Here is a 17429-nt window from a genome sequence, read left to right as displayed (position 1 = left end):
ATGGCACGCTACTGACTGCAACTTGAAGTATTCATGTTCCAGACATTGTGTAGGTCGGGTGAAATCTCCTATAAAGGTAGCGATCGAGTCACAACTGGCGTGGCTCGACGGACCCTTAGGGGAGCTGCCCCATGAAGCAACGTCTCTTCCGCGTCCTCGCCGCCCTGGCGGCGACAAGTCTTGTCACGGTCGGGCTGGTGACGACGCCGGCCCTGCCGTCGTACGCCGCCGGCGAGTCCTACGTCGCCCTCGGCGACTCCTACTCCTCGGGCACCGGCACCCGGACCTACATCAACGACGGCACCGAGTGCCTGCGCTCCACCTACGCCTACGCCAGCCTCACCGCCGCGGCCAAGGGCTACAGCCTCAACTTCCGGGCCTGCTCGGGGGCGGTCGTGGCCGACGTGACGAGCACCCAGATCAGCGCCCTGGGCACGGGCACGAGGTACGTCACCATCTCGGTGGGCGGCAACGACGCCGGATTCGCCGACGTGCTCACCGAGTGCGCCCTTCCGGCGTGGGCCAGCGACTGCGCCGGGACGGTCGCCGCGGCCCGTTCGTTCATCTCCGGCACCCTTCCGGGCCGGCTCAACACGCTCTACGCGTCCATCCGGACGAGGGCGCCGAGCGCGAAGGTGGTCGTCGTCGGCTACCCGAAGATCTTCATGGGCGAGGACTGCAACCTGGCGACGTTCTTCAGCCCGGAGGACGAGACGGCGCTCAACAACGCCGTCGTGCACATCAACTCGGTCATCTCGACGGCCGCCTCCGCCAGGGGGTTCACGTTCGTCAACCCGGTCAGCCGGTTCACCGGCCACGCCGTCTGCGACTCGACGGAGTGGATCAACGGCTTCTCCAACCCCGTCCAGGAGTCCTACCACCCCAACCGCCTGGGCCACGCCAACGGCTACCTGCCGCTGGTCAGCGGCGTGCTGACCGGCGCGAGCGTCGCTGCGACCGCCACGGTGCTCGCCGAGGCGGAGGCAGACGCCCCGGAGCAGGCGAAGCTCCAGCAGAAGTACGCCGCGGCCGACCGCAAGATCAAGCCGAGGCTCTTCCAGCCCCCGACCAAGGCCCGGCTCGAGAAGCTGGCGAAGGAGAGGGGCGTCGACTTCGACACGTGGTGGGCCGGGGTCCAGCGTTCGGACCGGGCCACCGCCCTGACCCAGTGACACCTCACGCAGTGACAGAGCCTGACGCAGCGACCGGCCCTGACGCATCGAGAAACGGCGTCTGACAGGTTCCTGCCCGCAGGAGGGCGACCGCTCCCCCGTGTCGGCCGCCCTCCTGCGGATCCGTATGCTCAGCGCGTGAACGGCACGCGCACCCGACCTCGTCCGAGCACGTGGATCGTTCTCGCGATGGTCGTCCTCGCGGCCGCCTGCGTGCTGAGCGGCCTGCTGCCCGCGCCCGACGCCCGCGCCGTCGCCGCGCGCACCGCGCCCGTGCTCGGCTTCGTGGTGGCCATCACGATCGTCGCCGAGCTCGCGCGCGACGCCTCGGTGTTCGAGGTGCTCGCGCAGCTGCTGGGCCGCTGGGGCCGGCGGCGGATGGTCGTGCTGTGGGTCTGGGTGGTGCTGCTGGCGGTGCTCAGCACCGTGTTCCTGTCGCTCGACACCACCGCGGTCATCCTGACGCCGCTCGTCGTGCTGCTCGCGCAGAGCATCGGGATCTCGCCGCTGCCGTTCGCGCTGGCGACCATCTGGCTGGCGAACACGGCCTCGCTGCTGCTGCCGGTCTCCAACCTGACCAACCTGCTCGCCGCACCGGCGATGGGCGACCACCCGTCCGCGTTCCTCGCGCTGAGCTGGGCGCCGGCCCTCGTGGGCGTCGTGGTGCCCGTCGTGATCCTGACGGTCCGGTACCGGGGCGTCCTGTTCTCCACCTACCGCGTTCCCCCGCAGCGCGTACCGTCCGACCCCGTGCTGTTCTGGGGCGCGGGGCTGGTGCTCCTGGTGCTGCTGCCGCTGCTCGCGCTCACACCGCACGTGTGGGTCCCCGCGACGGCCGCCGCCGTCGTGCTCGCCGTCCTCTTCCTCGTCCGACGGCGGAGCGCCCTGCGGCCCGCGCTGGTGCCGTGGCAGGCCCTCGGGATCGCCGCGTCGCTGTTCGTCCTGGTCGAGACGGCGCACGCCCACGGCCTCACGGCTCTGCTGACGTCGGTGACCGGCAGCGGCCACGGCGCGGGCGAGCTGCTGCGCGTCGCGGGGCTCGGGGCGCTGGCCGCCAACGGCATCAACAACCTGCCCGCCTACCTGGTGCTGGAGCCGATCGCCGCGGGCGACCCCGTCGTGCTGATGGCGCTCCTGATCGGCGTGAACCTCGGCCCGCTGGTCACGCCGTGGGCGTCGCTGGCGACGCTGCTGTGGCACCAGCGGGTCGTCGCGCTCGGGGTCCCGGTCCCCTGGGCGCGCTTCGCCGCCTGGGGCCTGTTCGCCGCGGTACCCACGGTGGGCCTGGCCGCCCTGGCGCTGTCCGTCGTCAGCGGATAGAGCCTTCTCCCCCACCCCGCCGCTCCCCCTTGGTACGTTCCTCGGCGTGACCTCGGAGAACGCACGCCCCGAACCGCGGACCGGCCTGTTCCTCTCCGCCGAGTGGCGCCGGCTGCTAATGCTCAGCTACGAGATCGATCCGGACGCCCTGCGCCCGCTCGTGCCGCGCGGCGTCGAGCTCGACACCTGGGACGGCCGGCACCTCGTGAGCATGGTCGGCTTCCAGTTCCTCGACACCCACCTGCTCGGCGTCCCCGTCCCCTTCCACCGCGACTTCGACGAGATCAACCTGCGGTTCTACGTGCGCCGCCGGGCGGACGACGGCTGGCGGCGCGGCGTCGTCTTCGTCAAGGAGATCGTGCCCCGGTGGGCGCTGGCCACCGTCGCCCGCGTCGTCTACGGCGAGAAGTACGTCGCGCGGCCCATGCGGCACAGGATCGACCTGCACGACGGCGAGGTCACCCCGGGCGGCCTGGTCGAGTACTCCTGGCACGACGCCGGGGACTGGCACCACCTGCGCGCCACGACCGACGGCCCCGCCCGGCCGCTCGTGGCGGGCTCCCAGGAGGAGTTCGTCACCGAGCACTACTGGGGATACGCCGCGCAGCGCGGCGGCGGCTGCGTCGAGTACCGCGTGGAGCACCCGAGCTGGCAGGTCCGGCAGGCTCAGGACGCCGCCCTGGAGTGCGACGTCGAGCAGGTGTACGGCCGGCCCTTCGCCGAGAGCCTGGCCGCCGCGCCGTTCTCGGCCTTCGTCGCGGACGGCTCGCCCGTCGTCGTCCGCCGTGGCGCCCAGCTCTGAGGTACCGCGCCCCGCGCGGCGTCCCGACCCGACCCGACCCGAGACCACCCACACCCTGGAGCCGACATGGCAGACACGACCGCGCCCGACCCCGCCACGCGCGACATCCTGGCGATCTTCGAGCGCGCACGCACCCGGCTGTTCGGGCGCCTCGAAGGGCTGACCGACGCCGAGTACCACTGGGAGCCGGTCGACGACTGCCTCAGCATCCGCCGTGGCGACGACGGCGTCTACCGCGTCGCCGACCTGTTTCCGAAGCCGGCTCCGGGCGAGCCGGACCCCGTCACGACGATCGCCTGGCGCATCTGGCACATCGGCAGCCTCTGCCTGCGCGGCTACGTGATCCACCTCTTCGACGACGCCCCCGAGTTCCCCGACCGGCACGAGTGGCCGGGCACCGCGAAGGCGGGCATCCAGGCGCTCGCGGACGACTGGGAGCAGTTCATCTCCCGTATCGCCGCCATGGACGACGCGCGCCTGCTGGCGCCGATCGGCCGGGGTCCCGGCGGCTGGGCCGAGGAGACCTACCTGAAGCTCGCGCTGCACGCCCTGGTCGAGGTCTCGCACCACGGCGGCGAGATCGGCCTGCTGCGCGACCTGTACCTGCGCGAGGACGCCTGATCCCGACGGCGAGGAACGGCCTCGGGGGCCGGGTGCTCAGACCTGGTTGGTCCCGCCGTCGACGTAGAGGTTGCTGCCGACGACGTAGCTGCTCTGTTCCGAGGCGAGGAAGGCCATGACCGCGGCGGCCTCCTCGGGCTGCCCCATCCGGCCCTTGGGCACGGTCGCGACGACCTGCTCCTTGATCGCCCGGGCGGTCTCCTCGTCGCCGAAGGCGGCGGTACCGCCGGGCGTCTCGATCCAGGCCGGCGAGACGACGTTGACCCGGATGCCGCGCTCCTTGAGCTCGTTGGACCAGGTCCGGGCGAACGACCGGACCGCGGCCTTCGACGCCGAGTACGCGCCGAACGCCGCCATCCCCCGGTCGGCGGCCGTGGACCCGGTCAGGATCACGGAGGCGCCCTCGTTGAGCAGCGGCAGCGCCTTCTGCACGGTGAACAGCGTGCCCCGCACGTTGACCGCGAAGGTCTGGTCGAAGTGCTCCTCGGTGGTCTCCTCCAGCGTCACGAACGAGCCGACCGCCGCGTTCGCCACGAGCACGTCCAGCCCCTTGCCCCGGGCCCGGACCGCGGCGTAGAGCCGGTCCAGGTCGGCCGGCTCCGCGATGTCGCCGACCACCGCGGTGGCCCGGTGCGCCCCGATGGTCCGGGCGGCCGCCTCCAGCTCGGCCTCGCGCCGCCCCGTGACGAACACGTACGCGCCCTCGTCCGCCAGCCGCACCGCGGTGGCCAGGCCGATGCCGGTGCTGCCGCCGGTCACGACCGCGGTCCTGCCCTCCAGCTGTCCCATGTGGATCTCCCCGTTGCCTTTCATCGCTGATCTGCTCACGCATCGATCCTGCGCCACCGCGTGGGTATCATCCATAACGGATAGTCCAGGATTCATTACCGATAGTCCAGGAGTTGGGTGTTGCTCGGTTTCAGCGATCCGGTGGCGGACGCGATCAGCCTGCTCCGGCCCCGCACGGTGGTCGGGCCGAGCCTGTACGCCGCGGGCGAGTGGGGGTTGCGCTTCGACCAGTTCCCGCACGTGCGGATCGGCGGCCTCGTGCGGGGCAGCTGCTGGCTGGTCCTGGACGGGCACGAGCCGGTGCTCCTGCAGGAGGGTGACACCTTCATGCTGGGCAACCCGCCGCCGTACGTGCTGGCCAGCACGCCTGGCGCGCGGACGCGTCCCGCGGAGCAGGTGTGGGCGCGGGCCGAGGACGGTTCCGTGCGGATCGGCCAGGAGCCCGAGGAGGACGAGGAGGACCTGTACCTGTGCGTCGGGCACATCGCGTTCGACGACGGCAACGCCTCTCTCCTGACCGACCTCCTGCCGCCGCTCGTGATCGTCCGCGCGGCCGACCCGCGCGGCCTGGAGCTGGGACAGCTGATCGCCCTCCTGGCCACCGAGGTCGAGGCCACCGCCGCCGGGGGCCCGCTGGTGCAGAGCCACCTCGCGCAGATCCTGCTCGTGCACATGCTGCGAGCGCACGCGCGCCGGACGGACCGGCCCACCGGCTGGCTGGGCGCCCTGAACGAGGACGGCATCGGCGCCGCCCTGCGCGCCGTGCACGCCGACGTCGCCCACCCCTGGACGCTCCAGGAGCTCGCGGAGATCAGCCACATGTCGCGGTCCGCGTTCGCCCAGGCATTCAAGAGCCACGTCGGCGTCCCGCCCCTGGACTACCTGATCCGCTGGCGCATGAACCTCGCGCGCGACGCCCTCGCCCGCGGCACGCTGTCGATCTCGGAGCTCGCCCGGGCCACGGGCTACCAGTCCGAGAGCGCGTTCAGCACCGCGTTCCGCCGTGTCGTCGGGTCGTCGCCCTCGACGTTCCGCGACCAGGCACGCACGCCTCCGGGGACGACGCCCCGCGCTACACGATAGAGATTCCGTCGCCGAGCAGCTTCGCGCCGAGAACGAGCAGCAGGACGGTCATGATCGTCGCGTTGTTGTGGATCATCCAGGACTTCAGCTCGTCGAGGACCTTCCCGCCCCGCGTCCCCATCGAGAAGTAGATGACGACCGGTGTCGCGACGCCGGCGCTGGCGACAGCGGCGAACACGAGGGCGGCGACGAGCGTCGTGCTCGCCTCCTGGGCGCCGGCCCCGGCCACCGCCAGGCCCCCGGACACGACCAGGAGCAGGTTCTTCGGGTTCACGACGGCGAGCAGGACCGCGAGCCCGGCCGACCTGGCGGGCGTGAACCCGTCGATCGCCGCCATCCACCGCGGCGCGGGCGGCTCGACGCCAGGCTTCGGCCGGCCCCGCCACTGCCGGACGCTGAGGAACAGCAGCAGGACGCCGAGCACGATCTTGAGCCAGCCCGTCCACGGCGCCGGGCCGTCGGCGTCCGGGCTCGCGTTCCCCGCGACGAGGGCCACGACGGCGACCACGGCGAACACCGCCACGAACCACGCGGCGACGAAGGCCAGCGCGTTGGCGCGGGCCCGCCTGCTCACGAGCATGAGCACCACGGCCACGATCGGCAGCGGGCTGACGAGCACACCCACCGCGACGGGCAGGGACTGACCTATCGCGCCACCCATGCGAACCCCCTTGAGCCTGACGAGCCAGGTCGCGACCCTAGGAGCGCGCGGCGAGGGGCGTGTCACCCGATCCAGGTGACCCGAGCCTGCTCGCCGGCGAGTCCTTCTCGACGGCGACGGCGGAGGCCGCCACGAGCGTCGCAGCGGCGAGGCCGCCCCAGAGGACGGCCGGGCCGAGGGGTGCGAGGGCGGTGATGACCGCCGGGGAAACGGCGAGGCCGAAGCCCGTGGAGAGCTGGAGCCGCGCGAGCGCGCGGCCCAGGACGTGGGCCGGGGCAAGGACGGTGACGAGCGCGGTGACGCTGCCCGCGTAGATGATCTCGCCGAGGGTGCAGACCACGGACACCGCGACGACGGCGGGCGCGGCCCAGCCGTGCCCCAGCGATGTGGCCACGAGGAAGCCGAGGTAGGAGGCGGTGAGGACCGCGCCGGCGAGCGCCAACGCCGTCCGCCGGGAGAAGCGGGACATCAGGACGGTGACCGGGACCTGCAGGGTGACCACCAGCACCGTGTTCGCCACGAAGACAGCTCCCGACCACACCGGGGAGGCGCCGAGCTGGGCCACCAGGACGAGCGGGACCGCGACCTCGGGGACGTTGAGGCAGAAGGCGTAGACCACGTTGGCGGCCAGGACCGCGCGCATGCGGGGTGCCGGCCGAGCGCTCCCGTCGTCGACCCCGTCGTCGACCCCGGCGCCTGCCGGAGCGGCGGCCGGACGGGCGCGCAGTCGGACGGACCACGCCAACGCGGCAGCGGTGAGATAGGCGAGCCCGGTGACGACCGCCAGCACCCGCAGCGCGGTGGTGCCACCCGCCAGGCACGCGGTGGCCAGCAGCGCACCCACGCCCAGTCCGGCGTTGCGCAGGGCGCGGCCTGCCGCGAGCGCCGCGTCACGTTCCCGGCCGTGGGCGACCGTGGCCACGAGCGCCGCGTGGGCGGCCGGCCACGCCTGGTTGCCGATGCCGAGGAAGAGTGCCGCCGTCGCGAACGGCCACAGGTGCCCCGCCGGGGTGGCGAGCAGCAGCACCACACCCGCCACCCGCACCAGCATCGACGCCGCCACGACCGTGCTGCGCGCGCCCCGGTCCAACCATCGGCCGACCGCGGGCATGCACCCGAGGCCCACGACGATGCCGACCGTCATGGCGATACCGGTGGCCGGCGCGGACAGTCCGAGCACGGCCACGCCGTAGAGCAGCAGGAAGGGCCGCATCATCCCGGTGCCGAGCGCGTCCACGGCCAGTGCGGCGGCGTAGCGGGGGCCGCCGGAGGCGCGGACGAGGGCGCGGACCTGGATCTTGGTGGTTGCCATGGCGCCAACGGTGCGTTCGGTGCCCCGGACGGGGCACGTCGATTGACGGACACCGTCAATCGGCACCGCCGCCGCCCGGACGGTCGGGAATGATCAGGGGGTGACGTTGAGGATCGACATCAGCGGCCTGCCGTCCGAGCGACTGCGGTTCGCCGCCTCCCCGCTGGCCGAGCTCACCGCGATGCTGCACGTGCTGGCCGAACCCGGGCACCATCCGCGGCACGCCGCGTGGGCCGCGGACGTGTGGGCCGGGCTCCGGCCGGAGCTCGCCGAGCGGCTGCGGGAGGCGGAGTTTCTCTGGCGCTCCTCACGAGCCGACTTCCTGGTCCCTTCCCGTCCCCGGCCGACCCTCGTCGAGGAGCTGGACGACGTGGACCGGATCGACGACGAGAAGTACGTGAGGTCGGCCCTCGTCACCACGTGCGGCAGCAACCGGGTCCACTTCGCGGGGCCGTCGCCGCTCGCCGACACGACCGCGCGCGATCGGGCCCTGGACCTCGCCCAGGCTCGCGGCCCGCAGCAGGAAGCCTTCGCGGAACGGCTGCTCGCAGACCCGGTCGCCGTGCGCGCGCGGGTGCGCAGCACCCTCGAACAGTGCGCCGACGCGTTCTTCGACGCCGCCTGGGCGGGCGTCGCCGAGCGGCTCGCCACCGACCTGCGCCTGAAGAACGACCTGCTGCAGCGGCACGGCACCGCGGCCGCGCTCGCCTCGGTCTCCGACGCGGTCACCCTGGCGCCGGACGGCGACAGCATCGTCGTGGACAAGCTCCAGGACAGTGCGACCGCCGCCCGCGGCGCCGCGCTCACCTTCGTGCCGAGCGTCTTCGGCCGCCCGCACCTGACGGTGGTCCGCGCACCCGGGTGGCAGCCGGTGGTGCAGTACCCGGTCGCGGAGGCAGGCCCGGCCGAGCCGGTGTCCCTGGAGACGGTCACGCTCCGGCTGGAGGCGCTCGCGCACCCGGTGCGGCTGCGGCTGCTGCGCACCCTGGCCCGCGGCCCGCACACCACGAGCGAGCTGGCCCACGCCTGGGAGCTCTCGCCCCCGGAGGTGTCCCGGCACCTCGCCGTCCTGCGCCGCGCCGGGCTGCTCACGGGCCGACGGCGCGGCCGCTACGTCCACTACACGCTCGACCGGTCGGCGCTGACGACGCTGGGCACGGACCTGCTGTCGGCGGTGCTGCGCTGAGAGGCTTGACGCAAGACGACCCGCGGTCGCGACACGTAACCACTGTCAACGTGAGCTACCAGGAGCGGCGATGTCGAGACATGTGGCGCCACCAGTGCGACGGACCCTTGTCGGCGCCGCGCTGACGGGGCTCGTGGCCGGCACAGCAGGGTGCGCGGGCGGCGGCCCGGTGATCGCCGAGGGTAGTGACCGATATCCGAACGCCACGGCTGAGGACTGGGTGACCTACGCCGATCACGTCGTGATCGCCACGGCAGTGGACGACGAGGCAATGCCGCTCGACGGCGAGGACGAGGCCAACGGCGAGGGCGCGGTGGACCGCATGGTGACCATGCGGGTCGATGACGTGGTGTGGACGTCGGCAGACCCGCGCCACGACGCGCCCACGGCGTTCGGGTGGAGCGGCTGGGGATGGGTGCTCCAGGGCGGCGAGCGGATCGAGATGGCCGGCGCGGACGAACCGCGCGTCGAGGTGGACCACACCTATGTCATGGCGCTGGTGCACGAGCCCGGGTTCACCGACGGCGGGACCCGGTACCCAGCGACATGGCGCAGCCTTGGTTCGGACTCCGTCATCCCGTACGACGGCACCGAGCTCGGCGTCGGGGAGGTTCAGGGGTCGGTCCGGAGCGAACCGCCCTCCCCCGACCCTGGCGCGGTCGACTACTCCCTCGAGGACGCGATGGCCGGCAAGCGCGTCGACGAACTGGTCACGGCGCTGAACGATGCGACGCCGGGCACCCGTGGTGACTTCGGTCCGGTCTGGCGAACGAACGGCTGACCCGGTACCCCACACAGCCCCGCCCGCGGCTTCATCACCCCGGTTGCATGTATCAGGGCACCCGGACGCCGCTTCCCTGCACACACAGATATCTGCACACAGCTCGACGGAGTCCCTGCTCCGCTAACCTGGGGCGTCGATCGGCCTCGTCTCGACGTCCGCGCGCGACCTGGGAAGCGAACCCTCATGTCCGATCTTCACCTGGCTCTGCTCGGCCCTGTCCGTATGTGGCGGGACGGGACGGAGGTACCGCTCGGCTCCCCGCAACAACGGGCGGTGCTCGCCGTGCTCCTGCTGCACGAGGGCCGCGTCGTGCCCGGCGAGGAGCTCATCGACGCGCTGTGGGGCGAGGTCCCGCCGAAGGGTGCCTGGGGGACGCTGCGCACCTACGTCTCCCGGCTGCGGCAGGTCTTCGCCGGGTCGGCCGTCGTGATCAAGACGGCCGGCACCGGGTACGCGGTGCACGCCCCGCACGGATCCGTCGACGCCGTGGTCTTCCGGGATCTCGTGACGCGCGGGCGGGACCAGGCGACGGCTGGCAGTCCGGGCGCGGCGGCGACGTCGCTCACCCAGGCGCTCGCGCTCTGGACGGGCGACGGTCTGGACGGCGCGCCGGGCGAGTACCTCGCGCGGCAGCGCGCCCGGCTCCAGGCCGCCCGCCTGGCCGCCACCGAGCTCAGGTTCGCGGCAATGCTCGACGCCGGGACCGACGCCGGGCAGGAGGACGTCGCGGCGGAGCTGACGCTGCTCGTGGAGCAGCACCCGTTCCTGGAGCGGCTGAGGGAGCTGCTCATGCGCGCGCTGTACCGGCAGGGCCGGCAGGCCGACGCCCTGGCCGTGTACCGCGCGGGCGAGACCCTGCTCCGCGACGAGCTCGGCATCGATCCCGGGCCCGCGCTCCGGGCCGCGCACCAGCGCATCCTCGTGTCGGACCCCGCCCTCCTGACCGCGCCCGAGCACGTGCCGCCCGCGGCGGATTCTGGCCGGCCGGACCAGCCTCGCTCCGAGCAGGTCGAGCACTCCGGCCCGGGCCCCACCCTGCTCCCCGCGCGCCTGCCCTACTTCACCGGCCGGCACGCGGAGCTCGCCCGCATCGCCGACGCGCTCACCGACACGACCGACGGAACGACCGCCGGGACCGTCACGACCATCGGCGTCCACGGGCTCGACGGCCTGGGCAGGTCGGCGCTCGTGGTCGAGGCGGCCCACCGCGCCGTCGGCCACTACCCCGGCGGCCGGCTGTACGGAGACCTCGACCAGATGTGCGGCGACCTCACCGAGATCCTCGGTGCCTGGCTGGGCGCGTACGGCGTCCCGCCCGCCGACGTACCCGCCTCGGCGACCGCCCGGGCGATCAAGCTCCGGGACGCGACCGGGGGCCGACCCGTGCTGGCGGTCCTGGACGGCGTGGAGGACACCACGACGCTCGGCACGCTGACCGCCGTGCTGCCGTCGGGCAGCGCGGTGCTGTTCGTCGCGCGGCGCTGGCACCCCGAGCCGGTGAGCGCCACGTGGGTCCAGGCCGGACCCTTGCCGGACGACGACGGGCTGCGACTCCTGACGCACGTCGCCGGTCCGGACCGGCTCGCCGTCGACCCGGGCGCCGCCGCGCGCCTGGTCGCGCTCTCCTGCGGCTGGCCGCTGTCGCTGCGCCTCATCGGCGGCCGGCTGAACACGCACCCCCGCTGGAGCGTCTCCGCGATGGCCGACCAGCTCGCCCACGAGCTCGCCAACCCGGCCGAGACGGTGCACGACGACTGCCTGCTCGCCGAGGCGCCCGTGCTGCGGGCCTACCTGCGCCTGCGGCCCGCCCAGGCGCGGGCGCTGCGGCGGACCGCGGGGCTGGAGAGCGAGACCTTCGCCATCCACGAGGCCGCCGACGCGTTGGGCCTGACGTGCGAGGACGTCTGGAGCGTCCTCGACTCGCTCGTCGAGCTCGGCCTGCTCGCCGAGAACGGCCCGGCTGGCCTGCCGCACAGCACCACGTACCGGATGGCGGGGGTCGTGCGCGCCTTCGCCCGCCGCCAGCCGGAGGCCGCCGACGAGCTCGACGCGTGGCCGGTGCCGCGGGACCGCGCCGAGCTGTACGCGGCGAGCTGACCCTGCCTCCGGGTGGGCCTCGTGAGCCGGTGGTCCTCGTGGGCGGGTGGCCCTCGTGGCCGCCGTCCTCCCTCAAGGAGGCGGCCACGAGGACGGCGGTGGGGTCAGGCCCGCGCGGGCGCGACCGAGTGGTTGCCGCGGACGACGTCAGCGGGGTCGTACGTCGCCTTGATCCGGCCGAGCCTGTCGAGCGTGCCGGGGTCGGCGAAGGGCACCCCGCCGGCGCGCTCGGCGAAGTTCAGGTAGCCGGTATCGGCCGACCAGGGGCGCATGGCCTCGGCCAGGGCGTCCAGGCTGCTGTGCGTCGCCTTCACGGCCGCCTCGACGGGCGTGATCGACACGGAGAACACGGCATAGGCCGCCTCGAACCCGCTGACCGCGCCGCCCCGCGCCGGCTGCGGCGCCAGGGCGCCGCCGAGGTGGCGGATCTCGGCGCTGAGCACCGGGAAGTTCGCCTCCGGACCGGTCACGGAGAGGTAGGCGTCCAACGCCTCGGACGGCAGCTCGTTCAGGAGGAGGCCGTCGCCCGTCCCGGGCACGGGGCCCGGCGGGTCCATGTGGATCTCGGCCAGCGCCTGGGGCGTGCAGGGCTGCACGGTGTCCATGACGGGTGCCAGCGCGCGCAGCGGCGCGAGGACGGCGTCGGTCGCGCCGGCGTCCAGCAGGGAGACCAGCTCGACCACCACGAACGACTGGCCGCGCACGGGCTCGGGGATCTCCTCCATCGGCGGGAAGCGCAGCAGCCGGCCGACCGACGTGATCTCGTCCGGGACAGACGCCGTCCACTCCCGCCACGCGTGCAGCACCTCGGCGGCCCGCTCGATCGGCCAGAACAGCGTGCCGCCGAGCGGCTCGCCGAACTCGAACAGACCGAACTCGAGCGCCGTGACGACCGCGAAGCTGCCGCCGCCCCCGCGGATCGCCCAGAAGAGGTCCGGCTCGGTCTGCGCGTCGATGCGCCGCAGCACGCCGTCCGCGGTCACTACGTCGGCCGCCACGACCTGGTTCGCGGCCAGGCCGTGCTTGCGGGCCAGCCACGACAGGCCGCCGCCGAGGGTGTAGCCGACCACGCCCACGTCCGCCGCGGTGCCCGCCAGACCGGCGAGCCCGTGCGGTGCCGCGGCGGCCTGGACGTCGCCCCAGAGCGCACCGGCCTCGACGCGAGCCGTGCGCGCCTCGGGATCGATCACTACACCGCGCATCTCCGAGGTCTTGATCAGGACGGTGCCGGCCAGCGGGCCGAGCGGGCTCGCGTTGTGCCCGGTGCCCTGCGCCGCCACGCGCAGGCCCGTCGCGCGAGCCGCGTTCACGGCCGTCACCACGTCCTTGGCGCTCGCCGCCAGGACCACGGCCTCCGGGTGCTGGTCGACGGTCAGCTGCCACGCCTGGCGCGCGCCGTCCCACCCGGGATCGCCGGGCAGCACGAGGCGGCCGTCGAGCTGCGCGCGCAGCGTGGATACGTCGAGTTCGTTCGAGGACATCGGGAAGTGCTCCGTTCGGTGGGGTTCGTCGCCCCGATCCTCACGAGTCGCGATCGACAGCCGGTCGACAACTGATCGACGGCCGATCCACACCTCGTCGACGCCGTGTCGAGGTCCGCTCGACGGTCCGCCCCTCCCCCTGTTCAGCGTTCGTAGGTGCCGACGATCGTCGCCCGGGCGAGCGCATGGGTGAACAGCTGGAAGCCGAGGAACGCCGGCGTGGCCGGCTCCAGGAGCTCGACGTGCTCGACGTCGACCGCGTGCACGGCGAAGAAGTAGCGGTCGGGGCCGTTGCCCGGCGGCGGCGCCGAGCCGAGGTAGCGCTCGTAGCCGGCGTCGTTGGCGAGCGTGCGGGCACCGCCGGGCAGTGCCGAGCCGTTCCCGGCGTCCGCCGCCAGCTCGGTCACCGTGACCGGCAGGTCGGCCACCGCCCAGTGCCAGAAGCCGGAGACGGTCGGCACGTCGGGGTCGAAGACCGTGACCGTGAAGCTGCGGGTCTCCGCGGGAAAACCCGACCAGCTCAGCTGCGGCGAGATGTCCTTCCCGTCGCCGCCCAGCACGCCACCCACCTGGTCCAGCGGGAGCTGCTGCCCGTCCTCGAACGAGGCCGAGGTGAGCGTGAAGCCCGGCAGCGGGGGCAGGAAGTCGTAGGGGTCGTAGGGGATCGCCATGATCACGCCTTCCACACCGATTTGAGGTTGCAGAACTCGCGGATGCCCGCGAACGTCAGCTCCCGCCCGTACCCGGAGTTCTTGACGCCGCCGAAGGCCAGCTCGGGGTAGGAGACGGTCATGCCGTTGAGGAAGACCCCGCCGGCCTGCAGCTCCTGCACGAAGTAGTCCTGGTCCTCCTCGTCGTCGGACCAGACGGCGGAGCTGAGCCCGAAGGGGGTCTGGTTGGCCACCCGGGCGGCTTCCTCCCGGTCGGCGACCCGGTAGACCGAGGCCACCGGCCCGAACGCCTCCTCCTGCACGATGCGCATGTCGTCGGTGAGCCCGGCGAGCACGGTCGGGCGGTAGAACCACCCCGGCCCGTCCGGGGCGGAGCCGCCGGCCAGCACCTGGGCGCCCTTGTCGCGGGCGTCGTCGACGAGCACCTCGATGTCGCGCCTGCCCCCTTCGGTGGCGAGCGGGCCGACGTCGGTCCCCTCCTGCATCGGGTCGCCGACCACCAGCCTGCCGACCTCGGCGAGGAACCGTTCCAGGAAGTCGTCGTAGACGTCCGCGTGCACGATGAAGCGTTTGGCCGCGACGCACGACTGGCCGTTGTTCTGCATCCGCGCCCGCACGGCGGTGGTGGACGCGGCGTCCAGGTCGGCGCTCGGCATCACGATGAACGGGTCGGAGCCGCCGAGCTCCAGCACCGTCTTCTTCACCTGCCGGCCGGCCGTGCCCGCCACGGCACGGCCGGCCGGCTCCGAGCCGGTGAGGGTCACCGCGCGGATGCGGGGGTCCTCGATGATCCTCTCGACGTCGGCCGAGGGGATCAGCAGGGTGCGGAACGCGCCGGGCGGGAAGCCACCCCGTTCGAAGAGGGTGTCCAGGTAGAGCGCGGCCCGGGGCACGTTGGACGCGTGCTTGAGCACCCCCGCGTTGCCGGCCATGAGGGCGGGCGCGGCGAACCGCATCACCTGCCAGAGCGGGAAGTTCCACGGCATCACGGCCAGCACGACGCCGAGGGGCTGCCAGACCGTCCGGGCGCTGCCCGCCCCGATGGCCGACGGATCGGCCACCGGGGCGTCCGCCAGGAACGTCTCCGCGTTCTCGGCGTAGTACCGCATGCAGCGGACGCACTTGCCCACCTCCTCCCGCGCCGCGGCCAGCGTCTTGCCCATCTCGAGGGTCAGCATCGCGGCGGCCTCGTCGGTCTCCCCCTCGAGCATGTCGGCGGTGGCTCTCATCCAGCCCGCCCGCCGGGCGAAGCCGGTGTGCCGCAGGGTGGCCGATGCCGTGGCGGCCTGGGTCAGCCGGCGGTCGACCTCGGCCGCGTCGTGCGGCTCGAACTGCTCGACGGTCTCGCCGGTGGTCGGGTTGATCGTTGCGATGGGCACGACGGCCTCCTCAGTCGAAGACGATCACCTGGCGGCCGACGACGTCACCGCGGGCGACCTTCTCGAGGTTCTCGTTGACGTCCTCGAACTTCACCGGGGTGATGGTGTTGTGGATCTTGCCGGCCGCGGCCAGCGCGAGCACCTCGGAGATGTCCTGGTGGTTGCTCCAGAACGAGCCGTGCCAGGTCTGCTCCGTGCCGACCACGAGGTTGACCGGGAGCGTGGCGTTGCTGGCCATCAGCCCCACCTGCGCCACGTCGGAACCCGAGTTCAGGATCCGGAAGTCGATGTCGAGCGAGTCCTGGCCGCCCGCGCAGTCGAGGATGGCGTCGACGCGGCGCCGGCCGGTGAACTTCTCGAGCTGGTCCTGCACCTGTTCGGGGGTGGCGTCCCGGGTGTTGATCGCGTGGTCGGCCCCGTACTCGAGGGCGAGGTCGAGCTTGTCCTGCGTGCGGGAGAACGCCACGATGTCCGCGCCTCCGCTGAACAGCCGCGCGTACTGCACGGCGTAGCTGCCGAGGCCGCCGATGCCCGCGACGACCACCGTGTGGCCGGCGGTGAACTTCCCCCGCTCGACCAGCTTCTTGATGCCCCGGTACGGTGTGGCGCCCGCGTCGGTCAGCGGCGCGAAGAACTCCGGGCCCTGCCCCTCGCCGGGGTTGACCTTGATGGCGTGCTGGTACGGCACCGCCACGTACTCGGCGTAGCCTCCGGGCGGGCCGAACCCCAGCCAGCGTCCGTCTCCGGTGCACAGCTGCGTGTTGCCCTTGACGCACTGCTCACAGGTGCCGTCGCCCCAGCCGGGGTCGACCGCGATGAGGTCCCCCTCCTCGAGCAGCCCGTCGGGTACGAGCGAGCCCTTGCCCACGACGTGGCCGGCGATCTCGTGGCCCGGGATGATCGGCAGCTCGCTCGGCAGGGCCACCTCGAAGTAGCCGTGCTGCTGCTGGTAGTCGCTGCGGCACATCCCGCAGGCGCCCACCTTGACCAGCAGCTCGTCGGGCCGGGGCGTCGGGATGTCGACCTCTACGAACCGGAGCGGCTCCCCGAACTTCCAGATCTGCGCCGCCTGCATCTTTGCCATGACGTTCTCCCTCGTCGGTGTCTCGCTGTGCGGGCGACGCTAGGAGCGGTCGGTGGACGGGCAGTGAAGCACTGCGGATCAAGCACCGCGGCGGCCTTGATCCAGATTCCGTCAAGAACGAGCGCCGACGAGCGAGATCAGCTCCTGGGCGGCCGGCCCGGACGAGGCCGGGTTCTGGCCCGTGACCAGCATCCCGTCGACGACGACGTGCGGCCCGAAGTCACTGACCCGGGAGAAGACGGCGCCGCCGGCCACCAGCTCGTCCTCGACCAGGAACGGCACGACCTGCGTCAGGCCCATCGCCTCCTCCTCGCTGTCCGTGAACCCGGTGACCTGGCGGCCGGCCACGAGCGGGGAGCCGTCGGCGGCGGTCGTGTGCCGCAGGGCGCCGGGAGCGTGGCAGACCAGCGCGAGCGGGCGGTTCCCCCGCGCCACCCGCTCGATCAGCGCGATCGAGGCCGGGTCCTCGGCCAGGTCCCACAGGGGGCCGTGGCCGCCGGGGTAGAACACGGCGTCGAAGTCGTCCGCGGACACCGCGTCCAGCCGGACGGTGGAGCCGAGCTGCGCCTCGGCCTCGGCGTCCGCCTCGAACCGCCGGGTCTGGTCGGTCTGGAAGGCGGGCTCGTCGCTCTTCGGGTCGAGCGGCGGGCGCCCGCCCTTCGGCGAGGCCAGCGTGACCTCCCAGCCGGCGTCGCGGAAGTGGTAGTAGGGCGCGGCGAGCTCCTCGAGCCAGAACCCGGTCTTGCGCCCGGTGTCGCCCAGCTCGTCGTGGGAGGTCAGCACCATCAGGACCGTCATCGGGGTGTTCATCCCCCGGACGCTACGGCGGCGCGCTCACCAGAGAGTTGACCCGTGGTGGGGGGGAAGGGGGACAGCCGCCCCCAGCCGGGGGGCCCGAGCGGCACCATCCCAAAAAACCCGCCCACCCGGAACCCCCCCTTCGGCGCGCTTTCCCCGGAGAAACGGGGGCCCTCCCGTAGGTGCCAC

Annotated in this window: 16 protein-coding genes; 8 read left to right on the top strand and 8 right to left on the bottom strand. The window is 73.0% G+C overall.

The features are described from left to right. Positions 1-131: 131 nt before the first annotated feature. The 4 genes from ACFV9Q_RS28310 to ACFV9Q_RS28295 all read left to right on the top strand — a co-directional run bounded on the left by ACFV9Q_RS28310 (position 132) and on the right by ACFV9Q_RS28295 (position 3915). Positions 132-1172 carry an SGNH/GDSL hydrolase family protein gene (locus ACFV9Q_RS28310; RefSeq protein WP_377237167.1) on the top strand — a complete coding sequence of 347 codons (1041 nt, stop codon included), beginning with the start codon at positions 132-134 and terminating at the stop codon, positions 1170-1172. A 138-nt stretch (positions 1173-1310) separates the two neighbouring features. Beyond that, entirely contained in the window at positions 1311-2492 is a 1182-nt protein-coding gene (locus ACFV9Q_RS28305; protein WP_377237166.1) for an SLC13 family permease, read from the top strand. Positions 2493-2538: 46 nt separating this feature from the next. Further along, positions 2539-3294: a YqjF family protein gene (locus ACFV9Q_RS28300; protein ID WP_377237165.1), complete on the top strand. Its 756-nt coding sequence runs from the start codon at positions 2539-2541 to the stop codon at positions 3292-3294. 66 nt (positions 3295-3360) lie between these two features. After that, on the top strand, positions 3361-3915 hold the full coding sequence (locus ACFV9Q_RS28295) for a DinB family protein (protein ID WP_377237164.1): 555 nt from the start codon (positions 3361-3363) through the stop codon (positions 3913-3915). A gap of 36 nt (positions 3916-3951) precedes the next feature. On the opposite strand, the gene ACFV9Q_RS28290 is transcribed toward ACFV9Q_RS28295, so the two are convergent. Beyond that, a complete protein-coding gene (locus ACFV9Q_RS28290; RefSeq protein ID WP_377237163.1) occupies positions 3952-4704 on the bottom strand; it encodes an SDR family NAD(P)-dependent oxidoreductase in 753 nt (250 codons plus the stop codon). Positions 4705-4824: 120 nt separating this feature from the next. On the opposite strand from ACFV9Q_RS28290, the gene ACFV9Q_RS28285 reads away from it, so the two are divergent. Further along, entirely contained in the window at positions 4825-5787 is a 963-nt protein-coding gene (locus ACFV9Q_RS28285; protein WP_377237162.1) for an AraC family transcriptional regulator, read from the top strand. Here the strand turns inward: ACFV9Q_RS28285 and ACFV9Q_RS28280 are convergent. Next, positions 5777-6448: a GAP family protein gene (locus ACFV9Q_RS28280; RefSeq protein ID WP_377237161.1), complete on the bottom strand. Its 672-nt coding sequence runs from the start codon at positions 6446-6448 to the stop codon at positions 5777-5779. The two genes, ACFV9Q_RS28285 and ACFV9Q_RS28280, sit on opposite strands and share 11 nt — an antisense overlap. 37 nt (positions 6449-6485) lie before the next feature. Further along, positions 6486-7760, bottom strand: coding sequence for an MFS transporter (locus ACFV9Q_RS28275; protein WP_377237160.1), 1275 nt, complete (start codon positions 7758-7760; stop codon positions 6486-6488). Between the two features lie 100 nt (positions 7761-7860). On the opposite strand from ACFV9Q_RS28275, the gene ACFV9Q_RS28270 reads away from it, so the two are divergent. The 3 genes from ACFV9Q_RS28270 (at position 7861) to ACFV9Q_RS28260 (ending at position 11827) form a co-directional block, all read left to right on the top strand. Beyond that, on the top strand, positions 7861-8946 hold the full coding sequence (locus tag ACFV9Q_RS28270) for a DUF5937 family protein (protein WP_377237159.1): 1086 nt from the start codon (positions 7861-7863) through the stop codon (positions 8944-8946). Between the two features lie 94 nt (positions 8947-9040). After that, positions 9041-9727 carry a hypothetical protein gene (locus ACFV9Q_RS28265; protein WP_377237158.1) on the top strand — a complete coding sequence of 229 codons (687 nt, stop codon included), beginning with the start codon at positions 9041-9043 and terminating at the stop codon, positions 9725-9727. A 186-nt stretch (positions 9728-9913) separates the two neighbouring features. After that, a complete protein-coding gene (locus ACFV9Q_RS28260; protein WP_377237157.1) occupies positions 9914-11827 on the top strand; it encodes a BTAD domain-containing putative transcriptional regulator in 1914 nt (637 codons plus the stop codon). A gap of 104 nt (positions 11828-11931) precedes the next feature. Here ACFV9Q_RS28260 and ACFV9Q_RS28255 read toward each other — a convergent pair whose 3' ends face one another. The 5 genes from ACFV9Q_RS28255 to ACFV9Q_RS28235 form a co-directional block, all read right to left on the bottom strand. Beyond that, entirely contained in the window at positions 11932-13308 is a 1377-nt protein-coding gene (locus ACFV9Q_RS28255) for an FAD-binding oxidoreductase (RefSeq protein WP_377237156.1), read from the bottom strand. Positions 13309-13451: 143 nt separating this feature from the next. Then, on the bottom strand, positions 13452-13979 hold the full coding sequence (locus ACFV9Q_RS28250; protein ID WP_377237155.1) for a YbhB/YbcL family Raf kinase inhibitor-like protein: 528 nt from the start codon (positions 13977-13979) through the stop codon (positions 13452-13454). Positions 13980-13981: 2 nt separating this feature from the next. Beyond that, complete coding sequence (locus ACFV9Q_RS28245; protein WP_377237154.1) at positions 13982-15358, bottom strand: NADP-dependent succinic semialdehyde dehydrogenase; 1377 nt, start codon at positions 15356-15358, stop codon at positions 13982-13984. 10 nt (positions 15359-15368) lie between these two features. Beyond that, complete coding sequence (locus ACFV9Q_RS28240) at positions 15369-16442, bottom strand: NAD(P)-dependent alcohol dehydrogenase (RefSeq protein WP_377237153.1); 1074 nt, start codon at positions 16440-16442, stop codon at positions 15369-15371. Positions 16443-16553: 111 nt separating this feature from the next. Continuing rightward, positions 16554-17252, bottom strand: coding sequence for a type 1 glutamine amidotransferase domain-containing protein (locus ACFV9Q_RS28235; RefSeq protein ID WP_377237152.1), 699 nt, complete (start codon positions 17250-17252; stop codon positions 16554-16556). Positions 17253-17429: the final 177 nt, after the last annotated feature.

Source organism: Promicromonospora sp. NPDC059942 (assembly GCF_042731755.1).
Lineage (GTDB): Bacteria > Actinomycetota > Actinomycetes > Actinomycetales > Cellulomonadaceae > Promicromonospora.
Note: the sequence above shows the minus strand (reverse complement) of the source record. Positions and strands in the feature narration are given on the sequence as shown.